Annotated in this window: 21 protein-coding genes; 18 read left to right on the top strand and 3 right to left on the bottom strand. The window is 59.4% G+C overall.

Going from position 1 to position 24,502, the window contains the following annotated elements:
- Positions 1-196: 196 nt before the first annotated feature.
- From yfbV to SSARUM2_RS16945, 4 genes are all read left to right on the top strand, one after another.
- Positions 197-652, top strand: a complete 456-nt coding sequence (yfbV, locus tag SSARUM2_RS16960; RefSeq protein ID WP_004936061.1) for a terminus macrodomain insulation protein YfbV — start codon at positions 197-199, stop codon at positions 650-652.
- Positions 653-793: 141 nt separating this feature from the next.
- Positions 794-1,288 (top strand): YfbU family protein, encoded by a 495-nt coding sequence (locus SSARUM2_RS16955; RefSeq protein ID WP_016926898.1) that lies wholly within the window; start codon positions 794-796, stop codon positions 1,286-1,288.
- Positions 1,289-1,305: 17 nt separating this feature from the next.
- A complete protein-coding gene (locus SSARUM2_RS16950) occupies positions 1,306-1,962 on the top strand; it encodes a sugar phosphatase (protein WP_049213527.1) in 657 nt (218 codons plus the stop codon).
- A gap of 97 nt (positions 1,963-2,059) precedes the next feature.
- A complete protein-coding gene (locus tag SSARUM2_RS16945) occupies positions 2,060-3,892 on the top strand; it encodes an SLC13 family permease (RefSeq protein WP_049213525.1) in 1,833 nt (610 codons plus the stop codon).
- Between the two features lie 27 nt (positions 3,893-3,919).
- On the opposite strand, the gene yfbR is transcribed toward SSARUM2_RS16945, so the two are convergent.
- Positions 3,920-4,519, bottom strand: coding sequence for a 5'-deoxynucleotidase (yfbR, locus tag SSARUM2_RS16940; protein ID WP_025303666.1), 600 nt, complete (start codon positions 4,517-4,519; stop codon positions 3,920-3,922).
- Between the two features lie 107 nt (positions 4,520-4,626).
- Complete coding sequence (locus SSARUM2_RS16935; RefSeq protein WP_004936047.1) at positions 4,627-5,841, bottom strand: pyridoxal phosphate-dependent aminotransferase; 1,215 nt, start codon at positions 5,839-5,841, stop codon at positions 4,627-4,629.
- A gap of 855 nt (positions 5,842-6,696) precedes the next feature.
- Here SSARUM2_RS16935 and lrhA point away from each other — a divergent pair.
- The 14 genes from lrhA to nuoN all read left to right on the top strand — a co-directional run bounded on the left by lrhA (position 6,697) and on the right by nuoN (position 23,415).
- Positions 6,697-7,641, top strand: coding sequence for a transcriptional regulator LrhA (gene lrhA, locus SSARUM2_RS16930; RefSeq protein ID WP_033653761.1), 945 nt, complete (start codon positions 6,697-6,699; stop codon positions 7,639-7,641).
- Between the two features lie 707 nt (positions 7,642-8,348).
- A complete protein-coding gene (gene nuoA / locus SSARUM2_RS16925; protein ID WP_025303663.1) occupies positions 8,349-8,786 on the top strand; it encodes an NADH-quinone oxidoreductase subunit NuoA in 438 nt (145 codons plus the stop codon).
- A gap of 15 nt (positions 8,787-8,801) precedes the next feature.
- The gene (locus SSARUM2_RS16920) at positions 8,802-9,476 is read left to right on the top strand and encodes an NADH-quinone oxidoreductase subunit B (protein ID WP_004936039.1); all 675 of its coding nucleotides are present in this window, start codon (positions 8,802-8,804) and stop codon (positions 9,474-9,476) included.
- A 96-nt stretch (positions 9,477-9,572) separates the two neighbouring features.
- Positions 9,573-11,369, top strand: a complete 1,797-nt coding sequence (nuoC, locus tag SSARUM2_RS16915) for an NADH-quinone oxidoreductase subunit C/D (RefSeq protein WP_004936036.1) — start codon at positions 9,573-9,575, stop codon at positions 11,367-11,369.
- A 2-nt stretch (positions 11,370-11,371) separates the two neighbouring features.
- The gene (gene nuoE, locus SSARUM2_RS16910; RefSeq protein ID WP_033635327.1) at positions 11,372-11,923 is read left to right on the top strand and encodes an NADH-quinone oxidoreductase subunit NuoE; all 552 of its coding nucleotides are present in this window, start codon (positions 11,372-11,374) and stop codon (positions 11,921-11,923) included.
- Positions 11,920-13,266 (top strand): NADH-quinone oxidoreductase subunit NuoF, encoded by a 1,347-nt coding sequence (gene nuoF, locus SSARUM2_RS16905; RefSeq protein WP_033648045.1) that lies wholly within the window; start codon positions 11,920-11,922, stop codon positions 13,264-13,266. Before nuoE ends, nuoF begins: the two co-directional genes overlap by 4 nt.
- Positions 13,267-13,342: 76 nt before the next feature.
- The gene (gene nuoG / locus SSARUM2_RS16900) at positions 13,343-16,081 is read left to right on the top strand and encodes an NADH-quinone oxidoreductase subunit NuoG (protein WP_049234003.1); all 2,739 of its coding nucleotides are present in this window, start codon (positions 13,343-13,345) and stop codon (positions 16,079-16,081) included.
- Positions 16,078-17,055, top strand: a complete 978-nt coding sequence (gene nuoH, locus SSARUM2_RS16895) for an NADH-quinone oxidoreductase subunit NuoH (protein WP_004936022.1) — start codon at positions 16,078-16,080, stop codon at positions 17,053-17,055. Before nuoG ends, nuoH begins: the two co-directional genes overlap by 4 nt.
- Before the next feature lie 14 nt (positions 17,056-17,069).
- Positions 17,070-17,612 (top strand): NADH-quinone oxidoreductase subunit NuoI, encoded by a 543-nt coding sequence (nuoI, locus tag SSARUM2_RS16890; protein WP_025160170.1) that lies wholly within the window; start codon positions 17,070-17,072, stop codon positions 17,610-17,612.
- A 13-nt stretch (positions 17,613-17,625) separates the two neighbouring features.
- Entirely contained in the window at positions 17,626-18,183 is a 558-nt protein-coding gene (gene nuoJ / locus SSARUM2_RS16885) for an NADH-quinone oxidoreductase subunit J (RefSeq protein ID WP_019453717.1), read from the top strand.
- Positions 18,180-18,482: an NADH-quinone oxidoreductase subunit NuoK gene (gene nuoK / locus SSARUM2_RS16880; protein WP_004936014.1), complete on the top strand. Its 303-nt coding sequence runs from the start codon at positions 18,180-18,182 to the stop codon at positions 18,480-18,482. The genes nuoJ and nuoK overlap by 4 nt, the downstream gene beginning before the upstream one ends.
- A complete protein-coding gene (gene nuoL, locus SSARUM2_RS16875; RefSeq protein WP_125460716.1) occupies positions 18,479-20,326 on the top strand; it encodes an NADH-quinone oxidoreductase subunit L in 1,848 nt (615 codons plus the stop codon). The genes nuoK and nuoL overlap by 4 nt, the downstream gene beginning before the upstream one ends.
- A gap of 95 nt (positions 20,327-20,421) precedes the next feature.
- Positions 20,422-21,951, top strand: a complete 1,530-nt coding sequence (gene nuoM / locus SSARUM2_RS16870; RefSeq protein ID WP_033648043.1) for an NADH-quinone oxidoreductase subunit M — start codon at positions 20,422-20,424, stop codon at positions 21,949-21,951.
- Positions 21,952-21,957: 6 nt separating this feature from the next.
- A complete protein-coding gene (gene nuoN / locus SSARUM2_RS16865; RefSeq protein ID WP_033635324.1) occupies positions 21,958-23,415 on the top strand; it encodes an NADH-quinone oxidoreductase subunit NuoN in 1,458 nt (485 codons plus the stop codon).
- Between the two features lie 59 nt (positions 23,416-23,474).
- Here nuoN and SSARUM2_RS16860 read toward each other — a convergent pair whose 3' ends face one another.
- The gene (locus SSARUM2_RS16860) at positions 23,475-24,350 is read right to left on the bottom strand and encodes a LysR family transcriptional regulator (RefSeq protein ID WP_033653764.1); all 876 of its coding nucleotides are present in this window, start codon (positions 24,348-24,350) and stop codon (positions 23,475-23,477) included.
- Between the last annotated feature and the right edge of the window lie 152 nt (positions 24,351-24,502).

The raw sequence follows: 24,502 nt of genomic DNA, 5'->3' as shown, positions 1-24,502 counted from the left end.
TCTCTGCGGTTTAAATAATCTTGATTTTTATAGGGCTAAAAGTTGACAAAGTTTGCGTCATCTTCTACCGGCCACAAGGCCGGCTTAGGATACCGATAGCCCGGTGTAAACACAAAATAAATTTAAAGCTTCAAATTTTTTAGTATGGTCTCTGGCAGCACGCTTTTAGTTTCTTTACGTGACGTTGAGGTACGCAATGACGAGCAAACCGTCCGGTTCCGTAAGCTGGTTTCAGGTCTTCCAGCGCGGGCAGCATTATATGAAAACCTGGCCGTCGGACAAACGTCTGGCACCGGTCTTTCCGGAGAACCGCGTTGCGCGTGCCACCCGTTTCGCTATCCGTTTCATGCCGCCGTTGGCGATTTTCACGCTGACCTGGCAGATTGCGCTCGGCGGCCAGCTCGGCCCGGCGATCGCCACCGCGCTGTTCGCCTGCAGCCTGCCGATGCAGGGGCTGTGGTGGCTGGGGCGTCGTTCGGTCACGCCGCTGCCGCCGACGCTGCTGCAATGGTTCCATGAGGTGCGCAACAAGCTGACGGAAGCCGGGCAGGCGGTGGCGCCGCTCGAAGGCACGCCGACCTATCAGACGTTGGCCGATCTGCTCAAGCGCGCTTTCAAGCAGCTGGACAAAACTTTCCTCGACGATCTGTAAATGAAAAAGGCCGCGTTGTGCGGCCTTTCTCGTCAAAGCGCCAATAACCCCGGTTTAAATCAAAGAACGGTCGAGTTGTGATTTCCTGCGTTCTTGCGCTGTGCGATGCTCCCGCCATCACACAGAAATGAGGAAATCCTGATGGAAATGACCAACGCCCAGCGGCTGATCCTGTCGAACCAGTACAAGATGATGACCCTGCTCGATCCGGACAACGGCGACCGTTATCGCCGGTTGCAAACCATCGTCGAACGCGGCTTCGGTTTGCAAATGCGCGAACTGGATCGCGACTTCGGCGAACTGAGTGAAGAGGTGTGCCGCACCATCATCAACGTGATGGAGATGCACCATGCGCTGCAGGTTTCCTGGGGCAACCTGAAAGAGAAGCAGGATCTGGACGAGCGCCGCCTGGCGTTTCTCGGCTTCGACGCCGCCACCGAGGCGCGCTACCTGAGCTACGTGCGTTTCCTGGTCAGCACCGAGGGGCGCTATACTCACTTCGATTCCGGCAGCCACGGTTTCAACGCCCAGACCAAAATGTGGGAAAAATACCAGCGCATGCTGGCGATCTGGTTGGCCTGTCCGCGCCAGTATCACTTGAGCGCCGTTGAGATAGCGCAAATCATCAATGCTTGATTAAGAAGAGGTTTTCTGTGGAGTGTAAGGGTTTTCTGTTCGATCTTGATGGCACCCTGGTGGATTCGCTGCCGGCGGTAGAGCGCGCCTGGACGCACTGGGCCGAACGCCGCGGCGTCAACCCGCAAGCGGTGCTGGACTTCATTCACGGTAAACAGGCCATTACTTCTCTGCGCCACTTTATGCCGGGCGAAAGCGAAGCGGAAATTCAGCGCGAGTTCGAGTTGCTAGAGCAGGTGGAAGCGCAGGATACCGACGGCGTTCGCGCGCTGCCGGGCGCGATTGCGCTGCTGGAGCGCCTGAACGCGCTCGGCATCCCTTGGGCGATCGTCACCTCCGGTTCGGTGCCGGTGGCCAGCGCTCGCCGCCAGGCCGGCGGTTTGCCGCAGCCGGAGGTGTTCATCACCGCCGAGCAGGTTAAACACGGTAAGCCACAGCCCGACGCCTATCTGCTGGGCGCCGAGCGCCTGGGGCTGGCGCCGCACGAGTGCGTGGTGGTTGAAGACGCGCCGGCCGGCATTCTCTCCGGCCTGGCCGCGGGCTGCCAGGTGATCGCGGTCAACGCGCCGGCGGATGCGCCGAAGCTGGAGCAGGTCGACCTGCGGCTGGATTCGCTGGCGCAGATCGCCGTCGATAAAACGGCGCAGGGCGCGATCGTTCGCCGGCTGGCCTGAGCGGCATTATCTTTACCCTAATTGATTAGACCCCGCTTCGGCGGGGTTTTTTTATGCTATTTTTTAGGCCCTTGGACATTTGCCGGATGAGGCCGTTTTGAACAGCGAATTACTGTGGGTGCTGAGTTTACTGCTGATTGCCATCGTGCTGTTTACCACCAACAAGCTGCGTATGGACGTGGTGGCGCTGTTGGTGATCATCGCCTTCGTGCTGAGCGGCACGCTCAGCCTGCAGGAGGCGACGGTCGGTTTCAGCGATCCCAACGTGATTTTGATCGCCGCGCTGTTCGTGATCGGCGAAGGGCTGGTGCGCACCGGCGTGGCCTATCAGGTCGGCGACTGGCTGGTGAAAGTGGCCGGCAGCAGCGAAACCAAAATGTTGATGCTGCTGATGGTGACGGTCGCCGGGCTGGGCGCGTTCATGAGCTCGACCGGCGTGGTGGCGATCTTTATCCCGGTGGTGCTCAGCGTGACGGCGAGAATGAAGATTGCGCCGGGGCGGCTGATGATGCCGCTCAGCTTCGCCGGGCTCATCAGCGGCATGATGACGCTGGTGGCCACGCCGCCCAACATGGTGGTCAACAGCGAACTGGTGCGTGAAGGCATCCATGGTTTCGGTTTCTTCAGCGTGACGCCCATCGGTCTGGCGGTGCTGGCGCTGGGCGTCGGTTACATGCTGATCGCTCGGCGTTGGCTGGGTAGCGGTGACACGGGCAAAGCCGGCGATGACTGGCAGCGCCGAACCTTCCGCGATTTGATCCGCGACTACAAGCTGACCGGCCGCGCGCGGCGGCTGGCTGTCCGCAGCGCTTCGCCGCTGATCGGGCGTTCGCTGGATGAGCTGCACCTGCGCGCGCGCTATGGCGCCAACGTGGTGGGCATTGAGCGCTGGAAACGCTTCCGGCGGGTGATGGTCAGCGCTTCCGGCAGCACCGAGCTGCGCGAGGGCGACGTCCTCTTGATCGACATGTCGGACAGCCAGGTCGATCTGCGCGAATTCTGCGGCGAGCAGCGGCTGGAGCCGATGGTGCTGCGCGGTGATTACTTCTCTGAACAGTCGCGCAACGTCGGCATGGCGGAGGTGTCGCTGATCCCGGACTCGGCGCTGCTGGGCAAAAGCCTGCGCGAAGCGGCGTTCCGCAGCCGCTACGATCTCAACGTGGTGGGCATCCGCCGCCACGGCGAGACGCTGGGCGGCAAGCTGGTGGACGAGCCGCTGGAGCTGGGCGACATCTTGCTGGTGATCGGCGACTGGAAGGCGATCCGTCAGCTGCAGGCCAAAACCCACGACTTTATCGTGCTCAATCTACCGGCCGAGGTGGACGAAGTGGCGCCGGCCATCACGCAGGCGCCGCACGCGCTGTTTTGCCTGGCGCTGATGGTGGCGATGATGCTGACCGACGAAATCCCCAACCCGATCGCGGCGCTGATCGCCTGTCTGCTGATGGGCAAGTTCCGCTGTATCGATATGGAGAGCGCCTATAAATCGATCCATTGGCCGAGCATCATTTTGATCGTCGGCATGATGCCGTTCGCGCAGGCGCTGCAAAAGACCGGCGGGGTGGATCTGATCGTCAGCGGGCTGATGGACGTCGCCGGCGGCGCGGGGCCGCGCGTGATGCTGCTGTGCCTGTTCGTCTTGTGCGCCACCATCGGCTTGTTTATTTCCAACACCGCGACGGCGGTGCTGATGGCGCCGATCGCCATCGCCGCCGCGCGCGAAATGGACGTTTCGCCATACCCGTTCGCGATGATTATCGCCATCGCCGCGTCCGCCGCCTTTATGACGCCGGTTTCTTCACCGGTCAATACGCTGGTGCTGGGGCCGGGCAATTACAAGTTCGGCGATTTCGTGCGTCTCGGCGTGCCGTTCACCCTGCTGGTGATGGCGGTCAGCGTGATTGTGGTGCCGTGGCTCTACGGCTTTTAACGGCGCAGCGAGGCTGCGCCGGCGGGGTTACAGCGAGCTGTCGAGGCTGATTTCGTCCAATGACAGGCTGAAGCTGGGGATGAACACGTCCATGAAGTAGTCCATTTCCGGGCTGCGGCGCTGTTCCAGGGTTTTATCCAGCCGCGCCTTGGCCAGGGTGAATTCGTTGTTGCCGGCAGAGAGTTCCTCCAGGCATTTCAGGTAGGCGCACAGCGCGTCCGCCTGCTTCACCACCTGCTTTTCATCTTCGCTGTAGTAGTGCTCATCGAGAATGGTGCGAAAATCGTTGCGCAGCTCCGCCGGGATCATGTCCAGCAGCTTTTGCTGGGCGATTTTTTCGATCTTCTTGTATTCGTGGGCGATCTGCGGATTGTAGTACTTGATCGGCGTTGGCATGTCGCCGGTGATCACTTCGCTGGCGTCGTGGTACATCGCCAGCAGCGCAACGCGGTCGGCGTTGAGGTTGCCGTTGAATTTGCGGTTTTTGATCACCGCCAACGCGTGGGCGACAAAAGCCACCTGCAGACTGTGTTCGGAAACGTTCTCGGTACGCACGTTGCGCATCAGCGGCCAGCGGTTGATCAGTTTCAGGCGGGACAGATGGGCGAAGAAATGGCTCTGGCTCATGGTGCTCTCTTTAACGGCAAGTGAGGGCCCCATTGTGAAGCAGTGACGGCGAATTTTGCAACCGGGCAGTGAGAGAAGGGCGCAACAAGGCGCTGCGCCCCAGGCGATTACTGGTGGTAGCCTTCCAGGAAGCGGCCCAGCTTGCCGACCGCCATTTCCAGTTCGTCTACGCGCGGCAGGGTGACGATGCGCACGTGATCCGGATAAGGCCAGTTGAACGCGGTGCCCTGCACCAGCAGCACTTTTTCCTGCAGCAGCAGATCCAGCACCAGTTTCTGGTCGTCGTGGATGTTGAAGCGCTTGGCGTCGATGCGTGGGAACATGTACAGCGCGCCCTGCGGCTTCACGCAAGAGACGCCCGGGATGTCGTTGAGCAGCTCCCAGGTGCGGTTGCGCTGTTCGTACAGGCGGCCGCCGGGCTGAATGAACTCGCTGATGCTCTGATAACCGCCCAGCGCGGTCTGAATGGCGTGCTGCATCGGCACGTTGGCGCACAGGCGCATCGAAGCCAGCATCTCCAGCCCTTCGATATATCCTTTGGCGTGCTTCTTCGGCCCGTTCAGCACCATCCAGCCCTGGCGGAAGCCCGCCACGCGGTAGGTTTTCGACAGGCCGTTGAAGGTGACGGTCAGCAAATCCGGCGCCAGCGCGGCGATCGAATGGTGCTCGGCTTCGTCATACAGGATCTTGTCGTAGATCTCGTCGGCGAAGATAATCAGGTTGTGTTGACGGGCGATCTCGACGATCTGTTCCAGCAGCGCTTTGCTGTAAACCGCGCCGGTCGGGTTGTTCGGGTTGATGATCACGATGCCGCGGGTGCGCGGGGTGATCTTGCTGATGATGTCGTCCAGATCCGGGAACCAGCCGGCCTGCTCATCGCACAGGTAGTGCACGGCCTTGCCGCCGGACAGCGATACCGCGGCGGTCCACAGCGGGTAGTCCGGCGCCGGCACCAGCATTTCGTCGCCGCTGTTGAGCAGCGCCTGCATGGATTGGACGATCAGTTCCGAGACGCCGTTGCCAATGTAGATATCCTCAACGGTCACGTCACGCATGTTGCGCGCCTGATAGTGCTGCATGATCGCTTTACGCGCCGAGAAGAGGCCCTTGGAGTCGGAATAGCCTTGCGCCGTGGGCAGATTGCGGATCACGTCGACCAGGATTTCGTCAGGGGCGTCGAAACCGAACGGGGCAGGGTTGCCGATGTTCAGTTTCAGGACTTTGTTGCCTTCTTCTTCAAGACGTTTAGCTTCTTTAAGCACCGGGCCGCGAATGTCATAGCAGACGTTGTCCAGTTTGCTGGATTTCTCAATGGGGGACATAAAAAGTTGAGCCTTTTGCTGGGATAGGGGCGCTCCTACCATGGGACGCCGCAACCCGCCCAATGTACTCCTGGCGTAGTTGCTTTTGAAGGGTTTTGCACGCCTTTGGTGCAAATGCATGTCGTAACGGGAGATTTTAGTTATGATAAGCAAAGGTAAAGTTATTTTGTGGTTCATAATTTCATGAACTATAATTTTACTAGGGTTTTGTTCTGTAAAATCCCGCATCGATAAACGCGACGTGCCGGCGATCGCGGCCGGCAGCAGTGAACTGATAAGCCGAAAGTGAGAATGGGCTTCAATAAACTGTAAAGGAACGATAATACCGGAGTTGTCTGATAGCGGGTTGTCGGTTAGCGCACCACACTAAGAAAATGGCATATTTACATTAGCTTTACTTTATATTTTAGCTTAAGCATTGTTTATGTGGTTATAGGATTATTATTTAAAGTAAAAATCTTACTGATTGAATTTATTAAATTCATTGAGTAGTAACACGAAGTCGGTAGCGTTAATTATTTATCTGTTTTGCTCTGTAATGCAGTCTGAACGCCGGTTGATAAGGGTTCTCAGTAGCACGAATGGAGTGGAAATTAGGCAGTATGAATGAGTAAAATCTCAGGTTCGGTGGGGGTTTTCCCTTTCTACCGATATTCAGCCCCCCGCGTTCTATAAGCACCATCGATAGATCGCATTTTAAAAAGCGATAGAGGTAACGAATCATAAGTAATTTTTTTGCCCTCCACTTATGAGTGGGGTACTGTCATAACAGGCTCCGTCCTTTTCAACGGCGTCTGAGAAACACACCAGGGTAGTAGTTCGTAAATTAGAATTTAAAAAAGTGAAGAATACACTATGACAACTGCAAATCGTCCGATACTTAATCTCGACCTCGATCTGCTAAGAACCTTTGTTGCGGTTGCTGATTTGAATACCTTCGCGGCGGCGGCCGTCGCCGTATGCCGTACTCAATCAGCCGTCAGTCAACAAATGCAGCGATTAGAGCAACTGGTCGGCAAAGAACTGTTTGCCCGCCATGGGCGCAACAAACTCCTGACTGAGCATGGTATTCAGCTTCTCGGTTATGCCAGGAAGATCCTGCGCTTTAACGACGAAGCCTGTACCTCGCTGATGTACAACAATATTAAAGGTGTTCTGACCATCGGCGCTTCCGACGACACCGCCGATACCATTCTGCCTTTCCTGCTGAACCGCGTGACCGCCATCTATCCGAAGCTGTCCATTGACGTGCGCGTAAAGCGCAGCACGACGATGGTCGATCTGCTGGAAGAGGGCGAGATCGATCTGGCGGTGACCACGGCCGATCCGGCCGGGCACCCGCACATCGTGCTGCGCACATCGCCGACGCTGTGGTACTGCGCCGCCGATTATCACTATCAGGCCGGCGAACCGATCCCGCTGGTGGTGATGGATGAGCCAAGCCCGTTCCGTGCGCTGGCGATCAAGCAGTTGGACGAAGCCGGTATCCCGTGGCGCATCGCCTACGTTGCCTCCACGCTGTCCGCGGTGCGGGCGGCCTGTAAGGCCGGCCTGGGCGTGACCGCGCGGCCGATCGAGATGATGAGCCCCGACCTGCGGGTGCTGGGGGCGGTGGAAGGTTTGCCGCCGCTGCCGGATACCCAGTATGCGCTGTGCAAAAATGCGCAGTGCAGCAACGAATTGGCGATGGCCATCTTCAGCGCCATGCAGGGCGGCAATGACGGTTATGGCTTCAACGGCGCGGAAGCCGGTCTCCAGGGCGATCAGGATGACGCCAGCCTGGTGGACGAGGAAGAATAACGCCGCGGCGTTAGATCTGATGAAAACCTCTGCTTCGGCGGAGGTTTTTTTTGTCCTTTTTTTGGCGATTTTTACTGTTATAGGGATTTAATGACGATTTTGTTATGAGTTGACTGTTTTATTAACTTTTAAGCGTTACTGAAAAGAGAGTTTGGCCGGGTTTAAGACGCTGAGTTTGTTTTTTGAGCAATAAGATTGAATGGGTTAAAGGCATGGTAATAGCAGGGTTATTTTGTTAGCTTATAGCGGCCGTTTTTGCGGCTTAATTTGAGGAAAATTGTTAAAGGGCCACACTTTTTTTGAGGATTTATGCTGAAAACGTGTCCTGGATCAAAAAAATACCCCTAGGTAGTGAGTGGAAGAACAGGGAATTCCTGAGACAATGGTATAGTAAAACTGAAATGTGCACGTTGGTTTATATCTATCTGTTTCTACACAAAAATTAACTGACACGATTTAGCCAGCCCCTGGCGCATCAAATGTTAATCAAATGATACGTATGTAAACTAGTGTGTAGATACTTTTGTCAAAGTTGACAAAAGGTTATAGAAAGGAGTAAAAAGCCCACAGAAAAACGCTGCCTAACTCGCTGTAAAAGCAGTTTGTTTGTGTGGTTATTTATCCTTCCCTTAAATCGATGTGGCGCACTAACTGCCGGTGACAAGAGCAGCGCGATCGACGCCACTTTTGATGAGTAAGCATAGAGTATGTCAACAACCACTGAAGTTATCGCTCATCACTGGGCGCTCGCCGTATTTCTCGTCGTGGCTATCGGGCTCTGCGGCTTAATGCTGCTGGGTGCGTTCTTCTTGGGCGGGAGAGCCCGGGCGCGCGCCAAACACACCCCGTTTGAATCAGGCATCGACTCGGTCGGTACGGCGCGCATGCGCTTGTCCGCCAAGTTCTACCTGGTGGCCATGTTCTTCGTTATTTTCGACGTTGAAGCCTTATACCTGTACGCCTGGTCGGTCTCGGTTCGCGAGAGCGGCTGGGTAGGCTTTATCGAAGCCGCCATTTTCATTTTGGTGCTATTGGCCGGTCTGGTTTATCTGGTGCGCATCGGCGCGTTGGATTGGACTCCGGCGCGTTCCCAACGCCGCAGCAAACCGAGCACGATCACTAACACCAACAGTCATCCGCAGTAACAGCGAGGCATTAAGATGGACTATACGCTCACCCGCATAGACCCGAACGGTGAGAACGACCGTTATCCCCTGCAAAAACAGGAGATCGTCGCCGATCCCCTGGAACAACAGGTCCACCGCACGGTTTACATGGGTAAACTCGAACATGCGCTGCATGACATGGTGAACTGGGGGCGTAAAAACTCTATTTGGCCGTATAACTTCGGCCTTTCGTGCTGTTACGTGGAGATGGTGACGTCGTTTACCGCCGTTCACGACGTGGCGCGTTTCGGTGCGGAAGTACTGCGCGCCTCCCCGCGTCAGGCTGACCTGATGGTGGTGGCCGGTACCTGCTTCACCAAGATGGCCCCGGTCATCCAGCGCCTGTACGAGCAGATGCTGGAACCTAAGTGGGTGATCTCGATGGGCGCCTGCGCCAACTCCGGCGGCATGTACGACATCTATTCCGTGGTGCAGGGCGTGGACAAGTTCCTGCCGGTCGACGTGTACATTCCCGGCTGCCCGCCGCGTCCGGAAGCCTACATGCAAGCGCTGATGCTGCTGCAGGAATCCATCGGCAAAGAACGTCGCCCGCTGTCGTGGGTTGTCGGCGATCAGGGCGTTTACCGCGCCAATATGCAGTCTGAAAGAGAGCGTAAACACGGCGAGCGCATCGCGGTGACCAACCTCCGGACGCCTGACGAGATTTAAGACGTTCATTTAACGTCCATCTTAGTGCGCTATTGGTTAACACAGCGAAAAGTGAAACTTGCGGCGAATAACCCTTTAGTGTGGTGAAAAAAAATTATGACAGATTTGACGACGCACGACGCCTTGCCTGCCTGGCAGACCCGAGATCACCTTGACGACCCGGTGATCGGCGAACTGCGCAACCGTTTTGGGCCGGAAGCCTTTACTGTTCAGGCCACCCGTACCGGCATGCCCGTGGTATGGGTTAAACCTGACCAGTTGCTGGAAGTAATGACGTTCCTGAGAAAACAGCCGAAGCCGTATGTCATGCTGTTCGATCTGCATGGCGTGGACGAACGTCTTCGCACCCACCGCGATGGCCTGCCCGCTGCGGATTTCTCCGTTTTCTACCATCTGATTTCCATCGAACGCAACCGCGACATCATGCTGAAGGTGGCGCTGTCTGAAAAAGACCTGCACGTGCCGACGGCGACCAAGGTGTTCCCGAACGCCAACTGGTACGAGCGCGAGACCTGGGAAATGTTCGGTATCACCTTCGACGGCCACCCGCACCTGTCGCGCATCATGATGCCGCAGACCTGGGAAGGGCACCCGCTGCGCAAGGACTACCCGGCGCGCGCCACCGAATTCGATCCTTTCGTGCTGACCAAGCAGAAAGAAGATCTGGAGATGGAAGCGCTGACCTTCAAGCCGGAAGACTGGGGCATGAAGCGCGGCACCGAGAACGAAGATTTCATGTTCCTCAACCTCGGCCCGAACCACCCGTCCGCGCACGGTGCGTTCCGCATCATTCTGCAGCTGGACGGCGAAGAGATCGTCGACTGCGTGCCGGATATCGGCTATCACCACCGCGGCGCCGAGAAGATGGGCGAGCGCCAATCCTGGCACAGCTACATTCCGTACACCGACCGTATCGAGTACCTCGGCGGCTGCGTGAACGAAATGCCTTACGTGCTGGCGGTCGAGAAGCTGGCCGGCATCAAGGTGCCGGAGCGCGTCGACACCATCCGCGTGATGCTGTCCGAGCTGTTCCGCATCAACAGCCACCTGCTGTACATCTCCACCTTCATTCAGGACGTCGGCGCGATGACCCCGGTGTTCTTCGCCTTTACCGACCGTCAGAAAATCTACGATCTGGTGGAAGCGATCACCGGTTTCCGTATGCACCCGGCCTGGTTCCGCATCGGCGGCGTCGCGCACGATCTGCCGCGCGGCTGGGATCGCCTGCTGCGTGAATTCCTCGACTGGATGCCGAAGCGTCTGGACTCCTACGTGAAAGCGGCGCTGAAGAACAGCATCCTGAAAGGCCGTTCCATCGGCGTAGCGTCTTACAACGCCAAAGAAGCGCTGGAGTGGGGCGTGACCGGCGCCGGCCTGCGCGCCACTGGCGTCGAGTTCGACGTGCGTAAATGGCGTCCGTACTCCGGCTACGAGAACTTCGACTTCGAAGTGCCGGTCGGCGACGGCACCAGCGACTGCTACACCCGCGTGATGCTGAAGGTGGAAGAGCTGCGCCAGAGCCTGCGCATCCTCGAACAGTGCCTGAACAACATGCCGGAAGGCCCGTTCAAGGCCGATCACCCGCTGACTACGCCGCCGCCGAAAGAGCGCACGCTGCAGCACATTGAAACGCTGATCACCCACTTCCTGCAGGTTTCCTGGGGCCCGGTGATGCCAGCCAACGAATCATTCCAGATGATTGAAGCCACCAAAGGGATCAACAGCTACTACCTGACCAGCGACGGCAGCACCATGAGCTACCGCACCCGGGTACGTACGCCGAGCTTTGCGCACCTGCAGCAGATCCCATCGGTCATCCGTGGCAGCCTGGTTTCCGACCTGATCGTCTATCTGGGTAGTATCGATTTTGTTATGTCAGATGTGGACCGCTAATTATGCACTCTCAAAAAGACAATCACGCAGTCAATGATGCGCTCGAGCCCATCAACGCAGCCGCTCCTCAGAGCGGCGTTGATGCATTTGTACTGAGTGCGGAAGAACGTGATGCGATCGAGCACGAAAAGCATCATTACGAGGATCCGCGCGCCGCTTCCATCGAAGCACTGAAAATTGTGCAGAAGCAGCGCGGCTGGGTTCCGGACGGTGCGATTTACGCCATCGCGGAAGTGCTGGGCATCCCCGCCAGCGACGTAGAAGGCGTGGCCACGTTCTACAGCCAGATTTTCCGTCAGCCGGTAGGACGTCACGTGATCCGTTATTGTGACAGCGTTGTTTGTCACATCACCGGTTACCAGGGCATTCAGGCCGCTATCGAGAAGAAGCTGAACATCAAGCCGGGTCAAACCACTTTTGATGGCCGCTTCACGCTGCTGCCGACCTGCTGTCTGGGCAACTGCGATAAAGGGCCGACCATGATGATTGATGACGACACTCACAGTCAGCTGAAGCCTGAAGATATCGAGACGCTACTGGAGCAGTATCAATGACCAAGCACATTGTACGCACTCCCGAAACGCATCCGCTGACCTGGCGGCTGCGTGATGACAAGCAGCCGCTGTGGCTGGACGAATACCGCAGCAAAAACGGCTATGCCGGCGCGGAAAAGGCCCTCAAAGGCCTGGCACCGGACGAGATCGTCGGCCTGGTGAAAGACTCCGGGCTGAAGGGCCGCGGCGGCGCGGGCTTCTCCACCGGTTTGAAGTGGAGCCTGATGCCGAAGGACGAATCCATGAACATCCGTTACCTGCTGTGTAACGCCGATGAGATGGAGCCGGGCACCTATAAAGACCGCCTGCTGATGGAGCAGCTGCCGCACCTGCTGGTGGAAGGCATGCTGATCTCCGCGTTCGCGCTGAAAGCCTACCGTGGGTACATCTTCCTGCGCGGTGAGTACATCGAAGCGGCGGCGCATCTGCGTCGCGCCATCGCGGAAGCCACCGAAGCCGGCTATCTGGGCAAAAACATTCTCGGCACCGGATTTGATTTCGAGCTGATCGTGCACACCGGCGCCGGCCGTTACATCTGCGGCGAAGAAACCGCGCTGATCAACTCGCTGGAAGGCCGCCGCGCCAACCCGCGCTCCAAGCCGCCATTCCCGGCCAGCGCCGGCGTGTGGGGCAAGCCGACCTGCGTCAACAACGTCGAAACGCTGTGCAACGTGCCGGCCATTTTGGCGAACGGCGTGGAGTGGTACACCGGCATCTCCGGCAGTGAGGACAAAGGCACCAAGCTGATGGGCTTCTCCGGCCGGGTGAAAAATCCGGGCGTTTGGGAGCTGCCGTTCGGCACCACCGCGCGCGAGATCCTGGAAGACTACGCCGGCGGCATGCGCGACGGTCTGCGCTTCAAAGCCTGGCAGCCAGGCGGCGCGGGGACCGACTTCCTGACCGCCGATCACCTCGATCTGCCGATGGAATACGGCGCAATCGGCAAAGCCGGCAGCCGTCTCGGCACCGCGCTGGCGATGGCGGTAGACCACGAGATCGGCATGGTGCCGCTGGTGCGTAACCTGGAAGAGTTCTTCGCCCGCGAGTCCTGCGGCTGGTGTACGCCATGCCGCGACGGCCTGCCGTGGAGCGTGAAGATCCTGCGTGCGTTGGAAAACGGCGAAGGGCAGCCGGGGGATATCGAAACCCTCGAACAGCTGTGCCGTTCCCTCGGCCCGGGCAAAACCTTCTGCGCCCACGCGCCAGGTGCCGTAGAGCCACTGCAAAGCGCGATTAAATATTTCCGTGAAGAGTTCGAGGCGGGCATCGCCGTGCAGCACTTCAGCAACGCCCATGCGATTGGCGGCATTCAGCCGAACAATCTGCTGAAGCAGCGCTGGTAAGCCGACTCGCCCGAACACGGCCAGAATTTTTGATTAACGCCTGCCGCAAGGCAGGCCACTTGGAAGCATGCTGACTATGGCTACGATTCATGTAGACGGCAAAGAGTATGAGGTAGACGGAGCGGACAACCTGCTGCAGGCTTGTCTTTCCCTCGGCCTTGATATTCCTTACTTTTGCTGGCATCCGGCGCTGGGAAGCGTCGGCGCTTGCCGCCAATGTGCGGTAAAGCAATACCAAAACGCGGAAGATACGCGCGGCCGTTTGGTGATGTCCTGTATGACCCCGGCATCCGATGGCACCTTCATCTCCATCGATGACGGCGAAGCGAAGCAGTTCCGTGAAAGCGTGGTCGAGTGGTTGATGACCAACCACCCGCACGATTGCCCGGTCTGTGAGGAAGGCGGTAACTGTCACCTGCAGGATATGACGGTAATGACCGGCCACAGCTTCCGCCGCTACCGCTTCACCAAGCGCACCCACAACAACCAGGAGCTGGGGCCGTTTATCTCGCACGAGATGAACCGCTGCATCGCCTGCTACCGCTGCGTGCGTTACTACAAAGACTATGCGGACGGCACTGACTTCGGCGTGTACGGCGCGCACGACAACGTCTACTTCGGTCGCCCGGAAAGCGGCACGCTGGAAAGCGAGTTCTCCGGCAACCTGGTGGAAGTGTGCCCGACCGGCGTATTCACCGACAAAACGCACTCCGAGCGCTACAACCGTAAATGGGACATGCAGTTCGCGCCGAGCATTTGCCAGCAGTGCAGCATCGGCTGTAACACCAGCCCGGGCGAGCGCTATGGCGAGCTGCGCCGTATCGAAAACCGTTACAACGGCAGCGTGAACCACTACTTCCTGTGCGACCGCGGCCGCTTCGGTTACGGCTACGTCAACCAGAAAGATCGTCCGCGTCAACCGCAGCAGCTGCGCGGCGATGACTGGATCACCCTGAACGCCGAGCAGGCGATGCAGGGCGCGGCGGACATCCTGCGTCAGGCGAAGAAAACCATCGGCATCGGCTCCCCGCGCGCCAGCCTGGAAAGCAACTTCGCACTACGCGAGCTGGTCGGCGCCGAGAACTACTACACCGGTATCGCTCAGGCGGAGCAATCGCGCCTGGCGCTGATGCTGAACGTGCTGAAGAACGGCGGTGTCCATACGCCGGCGCTGCGTGAGATCGAAGATTACGACGCGGTGCTGGTGCTGGGCGAAGACCTGACGCAAACCGGCGCGCGCATCGCGCTGTCCGTGCGCCAGGCCGTCAAGGGCAAAGCCCGCGCGATGGCGGCGGCGCAACGCGTGGCCGACTGGCAGATCGCGGCGGTGCAGAACATCGGCCAGCACGCCAAGTACCCGCTGTTCACTACCAACGTCGACAACACCCGCCTGGACGACATCGCCGCCTGGAACTACCGCGCGCCGGTAGACGAGCAGGCGCGCTTCGGCTTCGCCATCGCTCACGCGCTGGACAGCGCGGCGCCGGCGGTGAACGATCTGGCTGAAGGCCTGAACAAGAAAGTCGATATCATCGTGCAGGCGCTGACCGGCGCACGCAAACCGCTGATTATTACCGGCAGCAACGCCGGCAGCGAAGCCATCATCGAAGCGGCGGCCAACATTGCCAAAGCGTTGAAGGGCCGCGGTTCCGACGTCGGCATCACCTTCGTGGCGGGCGCAGCCAACAGCATGGGCCTGGCGATGATCGGCGGCGGTTCGCTCGATCAGGCGCTGGAACAGCTGGCGAGCGGCGCAGCCGATACCGCCATCGTGATGGAAAACGATCTCTATCGTCATGCGCCGGCGGCGCAGGTGGACGCGGCGCTGGCCAAGGTTAATAACCTGATCGTCGCCGACCACCAGCGCACCGCGATCATGGACAAAGCCAACCTGATCCTCTCCTCGGCCAGCTTCGCCGAGAGTGACGGTACGCTGATCAACCAGGAAGGCCGCGCGCAGCGCTTCTTCCAGGTATACGATCCGGCTTACTACGACGACGCCAAGAAAAATCAGTTCACCGTGATGCTGGAAAGCTGGCGCTGGATGCACTCGCTGCACTCCACCTACACCAGCCGCCACGTGGACTGGACCCAGCTCGATGACGTGATCGCCGCTTGCGTCGCCGCGTTGCCGCAGCTGCAGGGCATCGTCGACGCCGCGCCGGACGCGACTTTCCGCATTCGCGGTCAGAAGCTGGCGCGTTCGCCGCACCGCTCCAGCGGCCGTACCGCCATGCGCGCCAACATCAGCGTGCACGAGCCGCGTCAGCCGCAGGATAAAGACACCATGTTCGCCTTCTCGATGGAAGGGAACAACAGCCCGCTGGCCGATCGTCAGCAGATCCCGTTCGCCTGGGCGCCAGGCTGGAACTCACCGCAGGCATGGAACAAGTTCCAGGCAGAAGTGGGCGGCAAACTGCGCCACGGTGATCCGGGCGTGCGCCTGATCGAAGCGGGGGAGGGCAGCCTCGGTTACTTCGACCGCGTGCCTGCCGCGTTCAATCCGAACGACGGCTGGCGTGTCGCGCCGTACTACCACCTGTTCGGCAGCGACGAAATGTCGCAGCGCTCTCACGTGATCCAGCAGCGCATGCCGGAAGCCTACGTGATGGTCAACCCGGCCGACGCGGCGACGCTTGGCGTCAACGCGGGCAGCCTGGTGGAGTTCAGCTGTGCGGGCCAGACCCTGCGTCTGCCGGTGCGTCTGAGTGAAACCCTGACCCAGGGCCAGGTTGGTTTGCCGCTCGGCTTGCCAGGGATCCCGCCGATCTTGGTGGGTGCTAAGGTAGACAATCTGCGGGAGGCGGCACGATGAGCTGGTTTACCCCTGAGGTGATCGACATTCTGATCGCCATTCTTAAAGCGGTCGTGATCCTGTTGGTGGTCGTGGCGTGCGGGGCATTCATGAGCTTTGGCGAACGCCGCCTGCTCGGCCTGTTCCAGAACCGCTACGGACCGAACCGCGTAGGCTGGGGCGGCTCGCTGCAGCTGGTCGCCGACATGATCAAAATGTTCTTCAAGGAAGACTGGGTGCCGAGATTCTCCGACCGGGTGATCTTCACCCTGGCGCCGATGATCGCCTTTACTTCCCTGTTGCTGGCATTTGCCATCGTGCCGGTCAGCCCGACCTGGGCGGTGTCCGATCTCAACATCGGTATTCTGTTCTTCCTGATGATGGCCGGCCTGGCGGTGTACGCCGTGCTGTTCGCCGGATGGTCGAGCAACAACAAATACTCGCTGTTGGGCGCGATGCGCGCCTCCGCGCAAACCCTGAGCTACGAAGTGTTCATCGGCCTGTCGCTGATGGGCGTGGTGATGCAGGCGGATTCGTTCAACATGCAGGCCATCGTTGAATCCCAGGCGCACGTCTGGAACGTCATTCCGCAGTTCTTCGGCTTCGTGACCTTCGCGATCGCCGGCGTGGCGGTGTGTCACCGTCACCCGTTTGACCAGCCGGAAGCCGAGCAGGAACTGGCCGACGGTTACCACATCGAATATTCCGGCATGAAGTTCGGTCTGTTCTTCGTGGGGGAATACATCGGTATCGTCACCGTGTCCGCCCTGATTGTGACGTTGTTCTTCGGCGGCTGGCAGGGTCCGTTCCTGCCGCCATTCATCTGGTTCGCGTTGAAAACGGCCTTCTTCATGATGATGTTCATCCTGATCCGTGCCGCGCTGCCGCGTCCGCGTTATGACCAGGTGATGTCCTTCGGCTGGAAAGTGTGCCTGCCGCTGACGCTGCTGAACCTGCTGGCAACCGCCGCGGTCATTTTGTACAACGCTCAATAAGGGGTGAATAAACCATGACATTGAAAGAGTTAGTGGTTGGTTTCGGCACCCAGGTGCGCAGCATTTGGATGATTGGCATGCATGCCTTCGCCAAGCGCGAAACCCAGATGTATCCGGAAGAACCGGTTTACCTGCCGCCGCGCTACCGTGGCCGCATCGTGCTGACGCGCGATCCGGACGGCGAAGAGCGCTGCGTCGCCTGTAACCTGTGTGCGGTTGCCTGCCCGGTCGGCTGTATCTCGCTGCAAAAAGCGGAGCAGAAAGACGGCCGTTGGTATCCGGAGTTCTTCCGCATCAACTTCTCGCGCTGCATCTTCTGCGGCCTGTGCGAAGAGGCTTGCCCGACCACCGCTATCCAGCTGACGCCGGATTTCGAACTGGGTGAGTACAAGCGTCAGGATCTGGTGTACGAAAAAGAAGATCTGTTGATCTCGGGGCCGGGTAAATATCCGGAATATAACTTCTACCGGATGGCCGGTATGGCGATTGACGGCAAAGCCAAAGGCGAAGCCGAAAACGAAGCCAAACCGATCGACGTCAAAGGTCTGTTGCCCTAAGGAGCCAGCAAGCATGGAAATTGCATTTTACCTGGCAGGTTTGATTGCGGTGGCCGCGACGATTCGCGTGATCACCCATACCAACCCTGTGCATGCGCTGCTGTATCTGATCGTCTCGTTATTGGCGATCTCGGCAGTCTTCTTCTCGCTCGGCGCCTACTTTGCCGCCGCGTTGGAAATCATCGTCTATGCGGGCGCCATCATGGTGCTGTTCGTGTTCGTGGTGATGATGCTGAACCTCGGCAACGTGCAGCAGCAAGAGCGCGACTGGATGAAGCCGACGGTGTGGATCGGGCCTGGCCTGTTGTCGCTGGCGCTGCTGGTGGTATTGATCGTCGCGATCCGCAGCGTATCCGACCAGGGTATCAGCGGCGAGATGGTCGACGCGAAGGCGGTGGGCATCAGCCTGTTCGGGCCTTACGTATTGGCGGTTGAGCTGGCTTCAATGCTGCTGTTGGCGGGTCTGGTTGTCGCCTTCCATATCGGCCGCGAGCACAAGCCTGGCGAGGTGCTGAGCAACGCGCCGGCGAGTGGCGAAATGGCGAGAAGAAAATCGGAGGAGCAAGCATGATCCCTCTTCAACACGGCCTGATCCTGGCGGCTATCCTGTTTGTGCTCGGGCTGACCGGGCTGCTGGTGCGCCGCAACCTGCTGTTTATGCTGATCAGCCTGGAAGTGATGATCAACGCTGCGGCGTTGGCGTTTATCGTGGCGGGAAGCTACTGGGGCCAGGCGGACGGGCAGGTGATGTACATCCTGGCGATCAGTCTGGCGGCAGCCGAGGCCAGTATCGGCCTGGCGCTGCTGCTGCAGCTCTACCGTCGTCGTCATACCCTGAATATTGATACTGTCAGTGAGATGCGCGGATGAACCTATTATATTTAACAATTCTGCTACCGCTGATCGGGTTCCTGCTGTTGGCATTTTCCCGCGGTCGTTGGTCTGAGAACACGGCGGCTACCGTCGGCGTGGGCTCTATCGGCCTGGCTGCGCTGGTCACGGTGTATGTGGCGATGGATTTCTTCGCCCAGAAAGCCGCCGGCGTGCAGCTGTTTGAGCAAAGCCTCTGGACCTGGATGGCCGTCGGCAACTTCAATATCGGCGTGACCCTGGTGCTGGACGGCCTGTCGCTGACCATGCTGTCGGTGGTCACCGGCGTCGGCTTCTTCATCCACATGTTCGCCTCCTGGTACATGCGCGGTGAAGAGGGCTACTCGCGCTTCTTCGCTTACACCAACCTGTTTATCGCCAGCATGGTGGTCTTGGTGCTGGCGGACAACCTGCTGCTGATGTATCTGGGTTGGGAAGGCGTGGGCCTGTGCAGCTACCTGTTGATCGGCTTCTACTACAAAGATCCGGCCAACGGCGCGGCGGCGATGAAAGCCTTCATCGTGACCCGCGTGGGCGACGTGTTCCTGGCGTTCGCGCTGTTCATTCTCTACAACGAGCTGGGCACGCTGAACATCCGCGAGCTGATGATCCTGGCGCCGCAGAAACTGGCGGTGGGCGATACGGCCATCACCTGGGCAACCCTGATGCTGCTGGGCGGCGCGGTTGGTAAATCGGCGCAGCTGCCGTTGCAAACCTGGTTGGCGGACGCGATGGCGGGCCCAACCCCGGTTTCCGCACTGATCCACGCGGCGACCATGGTGACCGCGGGCGTCTATCTGATCGCCCGTACGCACGGCCTGTTCCTGATGGCGCCGGAAGTGCTGCACCTGGTGGGCATCGTCGGTGCGGTCACCCTGCTGCTGGCCGGCTTCGCCGCGCTGGTGCAGACCGACATCAAGCGCGTGCTCGCTTACTCCACCATGAGCCAGATCGGTTACATGTTTCTGGCGCTGGGCGTGCAGGCATGGGACGCGGCGATCTTCCACCTGATGACCCACGCGTTCTTCAAGGCGCTGCTGTTCCTGTCGTCCGGTTCGGTGATCCTGGCTTGCCGCCACGAGCAAAACATCTTCAAGATGGGCGGCCTGCGCAAGAGCATCCCGCTGGTGTACGTCTGCTTCCTGGTGGGTGGCGCGGCGCTGTCTGCGTTGCCGCTGGTCACGGCCGGCTTCTTCAGTAAGGACGAGATCCTGGCGGGCGCGATGGCCAACGGCCACATCAATCTGATGGTGGCCGGCCTGGTCGGTGCGTTCATGACCTCGCTGTACACCTTCCGTATGATTTTCATCGTGTTCCACGGCGAAGAGAAAATCAAAGCGCATGCCGGTAAAGGCATCACTCACCACCTGCCGCTGCTGGTTCTGCTGGTGCTGTCCACCTTCGTCGGCGCGATGATCGTGCCGCCGTTGCAGGGCGTGCTGCCGGACACGACCGAGCTGGCGCACGGCAGCGTGCTGACGCTGGAAATCACCTCCGGCGTGGTGGCTATCGTCGGCATTCTGCTGGCGGCCGCGCTGTGGCTGGGCAAACGCAGCCTGGTCAACAGCATCGCCAACAGCGCGCCGGGGCGTTTCTTCTCGACCTGGTGGTTCCATGCCTGGGGCTTCGACTGGCTGTATGACAAAGTGTTCGTCAAGCCGTACCTGGGCATTGCGAAGCTGCTGCAGCGCGATCCGCTGAACTCGCTGATGAACCTGCCGGCCGTCTTCTCCCGCTGGGGGAACCGCGGTCTGACGGTGAGCGAGAACGGTCAGGTGCGTTGGTATATAGCGTCTATGGGTGTGGGTGCAGTGGTCGTATTGGCTCTGTTGATTTTGGTTTAATTGAATAATTTAAACAGACGCATTTTTCGGGCGTAGCGCCGGGCAGGCGCTACGTACAAAGTTTGAAATTATTCGTATAAGGGACACAAAACGCCATGCTATTACCTTGGCTAATTCTTATCCCCTTTATCGGCGGTCTGCTGTGCTGGCAGCTTGAGCGCTTCGGTACTAAGGTGCCGCGCTGGATAGCGCTGATCGCAATGGGGCTGACGTTGGCGCTCTCTCTGCAGCTGTGGCTGCAGGGCGGCTATACCTTGACCACGCCGAAAGGCATTCCGCAGTGGCAGAGCGAATTCCTGCTGCCGTGGATCCCGCGCTTCGGTATCTCCATCCACCTGGCGCTGGACGGCCTGTCGCTGCTGATGGTGGTGTTGACCGGTCTGCTGGGCGTGCTGGCGATCCTCTGTTCCTGGCGTGAAATCCAGAAGTATCAGGGCTTCTTCCACCTCAACCTGCTGTGGATCCTGGGCGGCGTTATCGGCGTGTTCCTCGCCATCGACATGTTCCTGTTCTTCTTCTTCTGGGAAATGATGTTGGTGCCGATGTACTTCCTGATCGCGTTGTGGGGCCACAAGGCGTCGGACGGTAAAACCCGCATCACCGCGGCGACCAAGTTCTTCATCTACACCCAGGCCAGCGGTCTGGTGATGCTGATTGCGATCCTGGGCCTGGTGTTCGTGCACTACAACGCCACCGGCGTGTGGACCTTCGATTACGAAGACCTGCTGCAAACGCCGATGTCCCACAACGTGCAATATCTGTTGATGCTGGGCTTCTTCATCGCCTTCGCGGTGAAAATGCCGGTGGTGCCGCTGCACGGCTGGTTGCCGGACGCGCACAGCCAGGCGCCGACCGCAGGTTCCGTCGATCTGGCGGGCATCTTGCTGAAAACCGCGGCCTACGGCCTGCTGCGTTTCAGCCTGCCGCTGTTCCCTGAGGCTTCGCACGAGTTTGCGCCAATCGCCATGTGGCTGGGCGTGATCGGCATCTTCTACGGCGCCTGGATGGCGTTCGCGCAGACCGACATCAAGCGTCTGATCGCCTACACCTCGGTTTCGCACATGGGCTTCGTGCTGATCGCCATCTACACCGGCAGCCAGTTGGCTTATCAGGGCGCGGTGATCCAGATGATCGCGCACGGTCTGTCCGCCGCCGGTATGTTTATCATCTGCGGCCAGCTGTATGAGCGCCTGCATACCCGCGACATGCGTCAGATGGGCGGCCTGTGGGGGCGTATCAAGTTCATCCCTGCGCTGTCGCTGTTCTTCGCCGTGGCTACGCTGGGGATGCCGGGTACCGGTAACTTCGTCGGCGAATTCATGATTCTGTTCGGCAGCTACCAGGTGGTGCCGGTGATCACCGTGATTTCTACCTTCGGTCTGGTGTTCGCTTCGGTTTACTCGCTGATCATGATGCAGCGCGCTTACTACGGTGCGCCTAAATCCGACCAGCCGCTGCAGGGCATGACCGCGCGCGAACTGTTCATCATTCTGCTGCTGGTGGTGTTGCTGGTTCTGCTGGGGGTTTACCCGCAGCCGATTCTGGATACTTCCAACGCGGCGATGAGCAACGTGCAACACTGGTTTGGTTCGTCAGTTTCAGCAATTTCAACAACAAGGCCGTAATTCGCCATGACAATAACTCCTCAACAACTGATCGCACTGCTGCCGCTGTTGATCGTCGGATTGACGGTGGTGGTTGTGATGCTAGGCATTGCGTGGCGACGCGACCACTTTATCAACGCCACCCTGACCGTGATCGGTCTCAACCTGGCGCTGCTTTCGCTGTACTTTGTCGGCCAGGCAGGCCCAATGGACGTCACCCCGCTGCTGCGGGTTGACGGTTACTCGATGTTCTACACCGGGCTGGTGCTGCTGGCGAGTCTGGCGACCTGCACCTTCGCCTATCCGTGGCTGGTCGGCTATCCGGATAACCGCGAAGAGTTCTACCTGCTGGTGCTGATCGCCGCCATGGGCGGCATCCTGCTGGCGAGCGCCAACCATCTGGCTTCGCTGTTCATCGGTATCGAGCTGATCTCGCTGCCGCTGTTCGGCCTGGTGGGCTACGCCTACCGCCAGAAGCGCCCGCTGGAAGCCGCCATCAAGTACATGCTGCTGTCCGCCGCCGCGTCGTCGTTCCTGCTGTTCGGCATGGCGCTGCTGTATGCCGAATCCGGCGATCTGTCGCTGGCCGGCCTCGGCAAGAGCCTGCAGGAAAACATGATGCACCAACCGCTGATCCTGGCCGGTATGGGCATGATGATCGTCGGTCTGGGCTTCAAGCTGTCGCTGGTGCCGTTCCAACTGTGGACGCCGGACGTGTATCAGGGCGCGCCTGCGCCGGTCTCGACCTTCCTGGCGACCGCCAGCAAGATCGCGATCTTCGCGGTCGTGATGCGTCTGTTCCTGTATGCCCCGGCCGCCGACAACGAAGCGCTGCGCATGGTGCTGTCGATCATCGCGTTCTGCTCTATCTTGTTCGGTAACCTGATGGCCATCAGCCAGACCAACATCAAGCGTCTGCTGGGCTACTCGTCGATCGCTCACCTGGGCTACCTGCTGGTGGCGCTGATTGCGGTGCAAACCCATCAGCTGTCGCTGGAAACCGCCGGCGTTTACCTGGCCGGTTACCTGTTCAGCAGCCTGGGCGCCTTCGGCGTGGTCAGCCTGATGTCCAGCCCGTACCGCGGCCCGGATGCGGATTCACTGTTCTCTTATCGCGGTCTGTTCTGGCATAAGCCAATCTTGTCCGCGGTGATGACGGTGATGATGCTGTCGCTGGCCGGTATCCCGATGACGCTGGGCTTTATCGGTAAGTTCTTCGTGATCGCGATGGGCGTCAGCGCACACCTGTGGTGGTTGACCGGCGCGGTTGTGGTAGGCAGCGCCATCGGCCTGTACTACTACCTGCGCGTGACCGTCAGCCTGTTCCTCAGCGCGCCGGAATCGCTGCAGCGCGATACCCCGAACAACTGGGCGTTGACCGCCGGTGGCGTCGTGGTGCTGATCTCCGCCGCGCTGGTGCTGCTGCTGGGCGTCTACCCGCAGCCGCTGATTTCGCTGGTGCAGATGGCGCAGCCGACATTCTGACAACGCTTCAAACGATAAAAAGGTCGCTTCGGCGGCCTTTTTTTATGGGGAAACGGCACTCAGCCGTAATGGGCGCTAAACGAGGTTTCCAGCGCCTGCACTACCGCGCGCACGCGGGCGGCGCGTTGCAAATCGGGATGCAACACCAGCCAGATATCCACCCAGTCTTTGTTCTCCGGCAACAGGCGCACCAGTTCCGGGTCTTTGTCCGCCAAAAACGCGGAGAGCAGGCCGATGCCCAGCCCGCTGCGGGTGGCGGAACGCAGCAGCAGCTGCGAATTGCATTGCAGCACCACGTTGGGCTCGTGCAGGGCCTCGCCGCAGAAATTGTTCCAGTGGCGCGGCACCAGATCGCGCGGGAACATCAGCAGATCGTGGCCGCGCAGCTGCTCGCCCCTGAGCGGCATGCCGCGCCGTGCCAGATAGTGTGGGCTGGCGTACAGACCCATTTCGATGGTGGCTAAGCGTTTGATGATCAGCTCATCGTCATCGGGGCGGGCGCCACGGATCGCCAGATCCGCGCCGTGGTAAGAAATATCGGCGATGTTGACCGCCGTCAACAGCGTGACGGTGATGGCGGGGTAGCGTTCCCGCAGATCTTGCAGCGCCGGCATCACGAAGGCTTCGGCCAGGGTATCGGTGGTGGCGATGCGCACGTTGCCACACAGGCTTTCGTCACCGCTGGCGGCTTTGCGGTTGATCGCCTGCACCGCATTTTCCATCTTCATCACGTCCGCCAGCATTTGCTCCCCCAGCGGGCTGAGGGCGAAGGATTTCGGCGTGCGGATAAACAGCTTGGAGCCGAGCGCATCCTCGAAAGCGGACAGCCGTCGACCGACGGTCGCCTGATCGACATGCAGCTGGCTGGCGGCTTTGCGTAGCGTGCCGCAGCGCGCGACGGCCAAAAAGAAGCGCGCGTCGTCCCAATTTATCATGCCATTTCCTCTCTGCAGATTTGTCGGCGCCGTAGGAAACAGGCCGGGCCGGACGAATGATAACGGGTTATATCATAAAGCGTTGCTCTGCCCTGGGGGAGAGAAAGGCGGCTAGCGGCCTGCACATCGGCGGTTATTTCTCCGGTGATGCA

The organism is Serratia sp. K-E0102, assembly GCF_029962625.1.
Taxonomy (GTDB): Bacteria; Pseudomonadota; Gammaproteobacteria; order Enterobacterales; family Enterobacteriaceae; genus Serratia; species Serratia sarumanii.
Note: the sequence above shows the minus strand (reverse complement) of the source record. Positions and strands in the feature narration are given on the sequence as shown.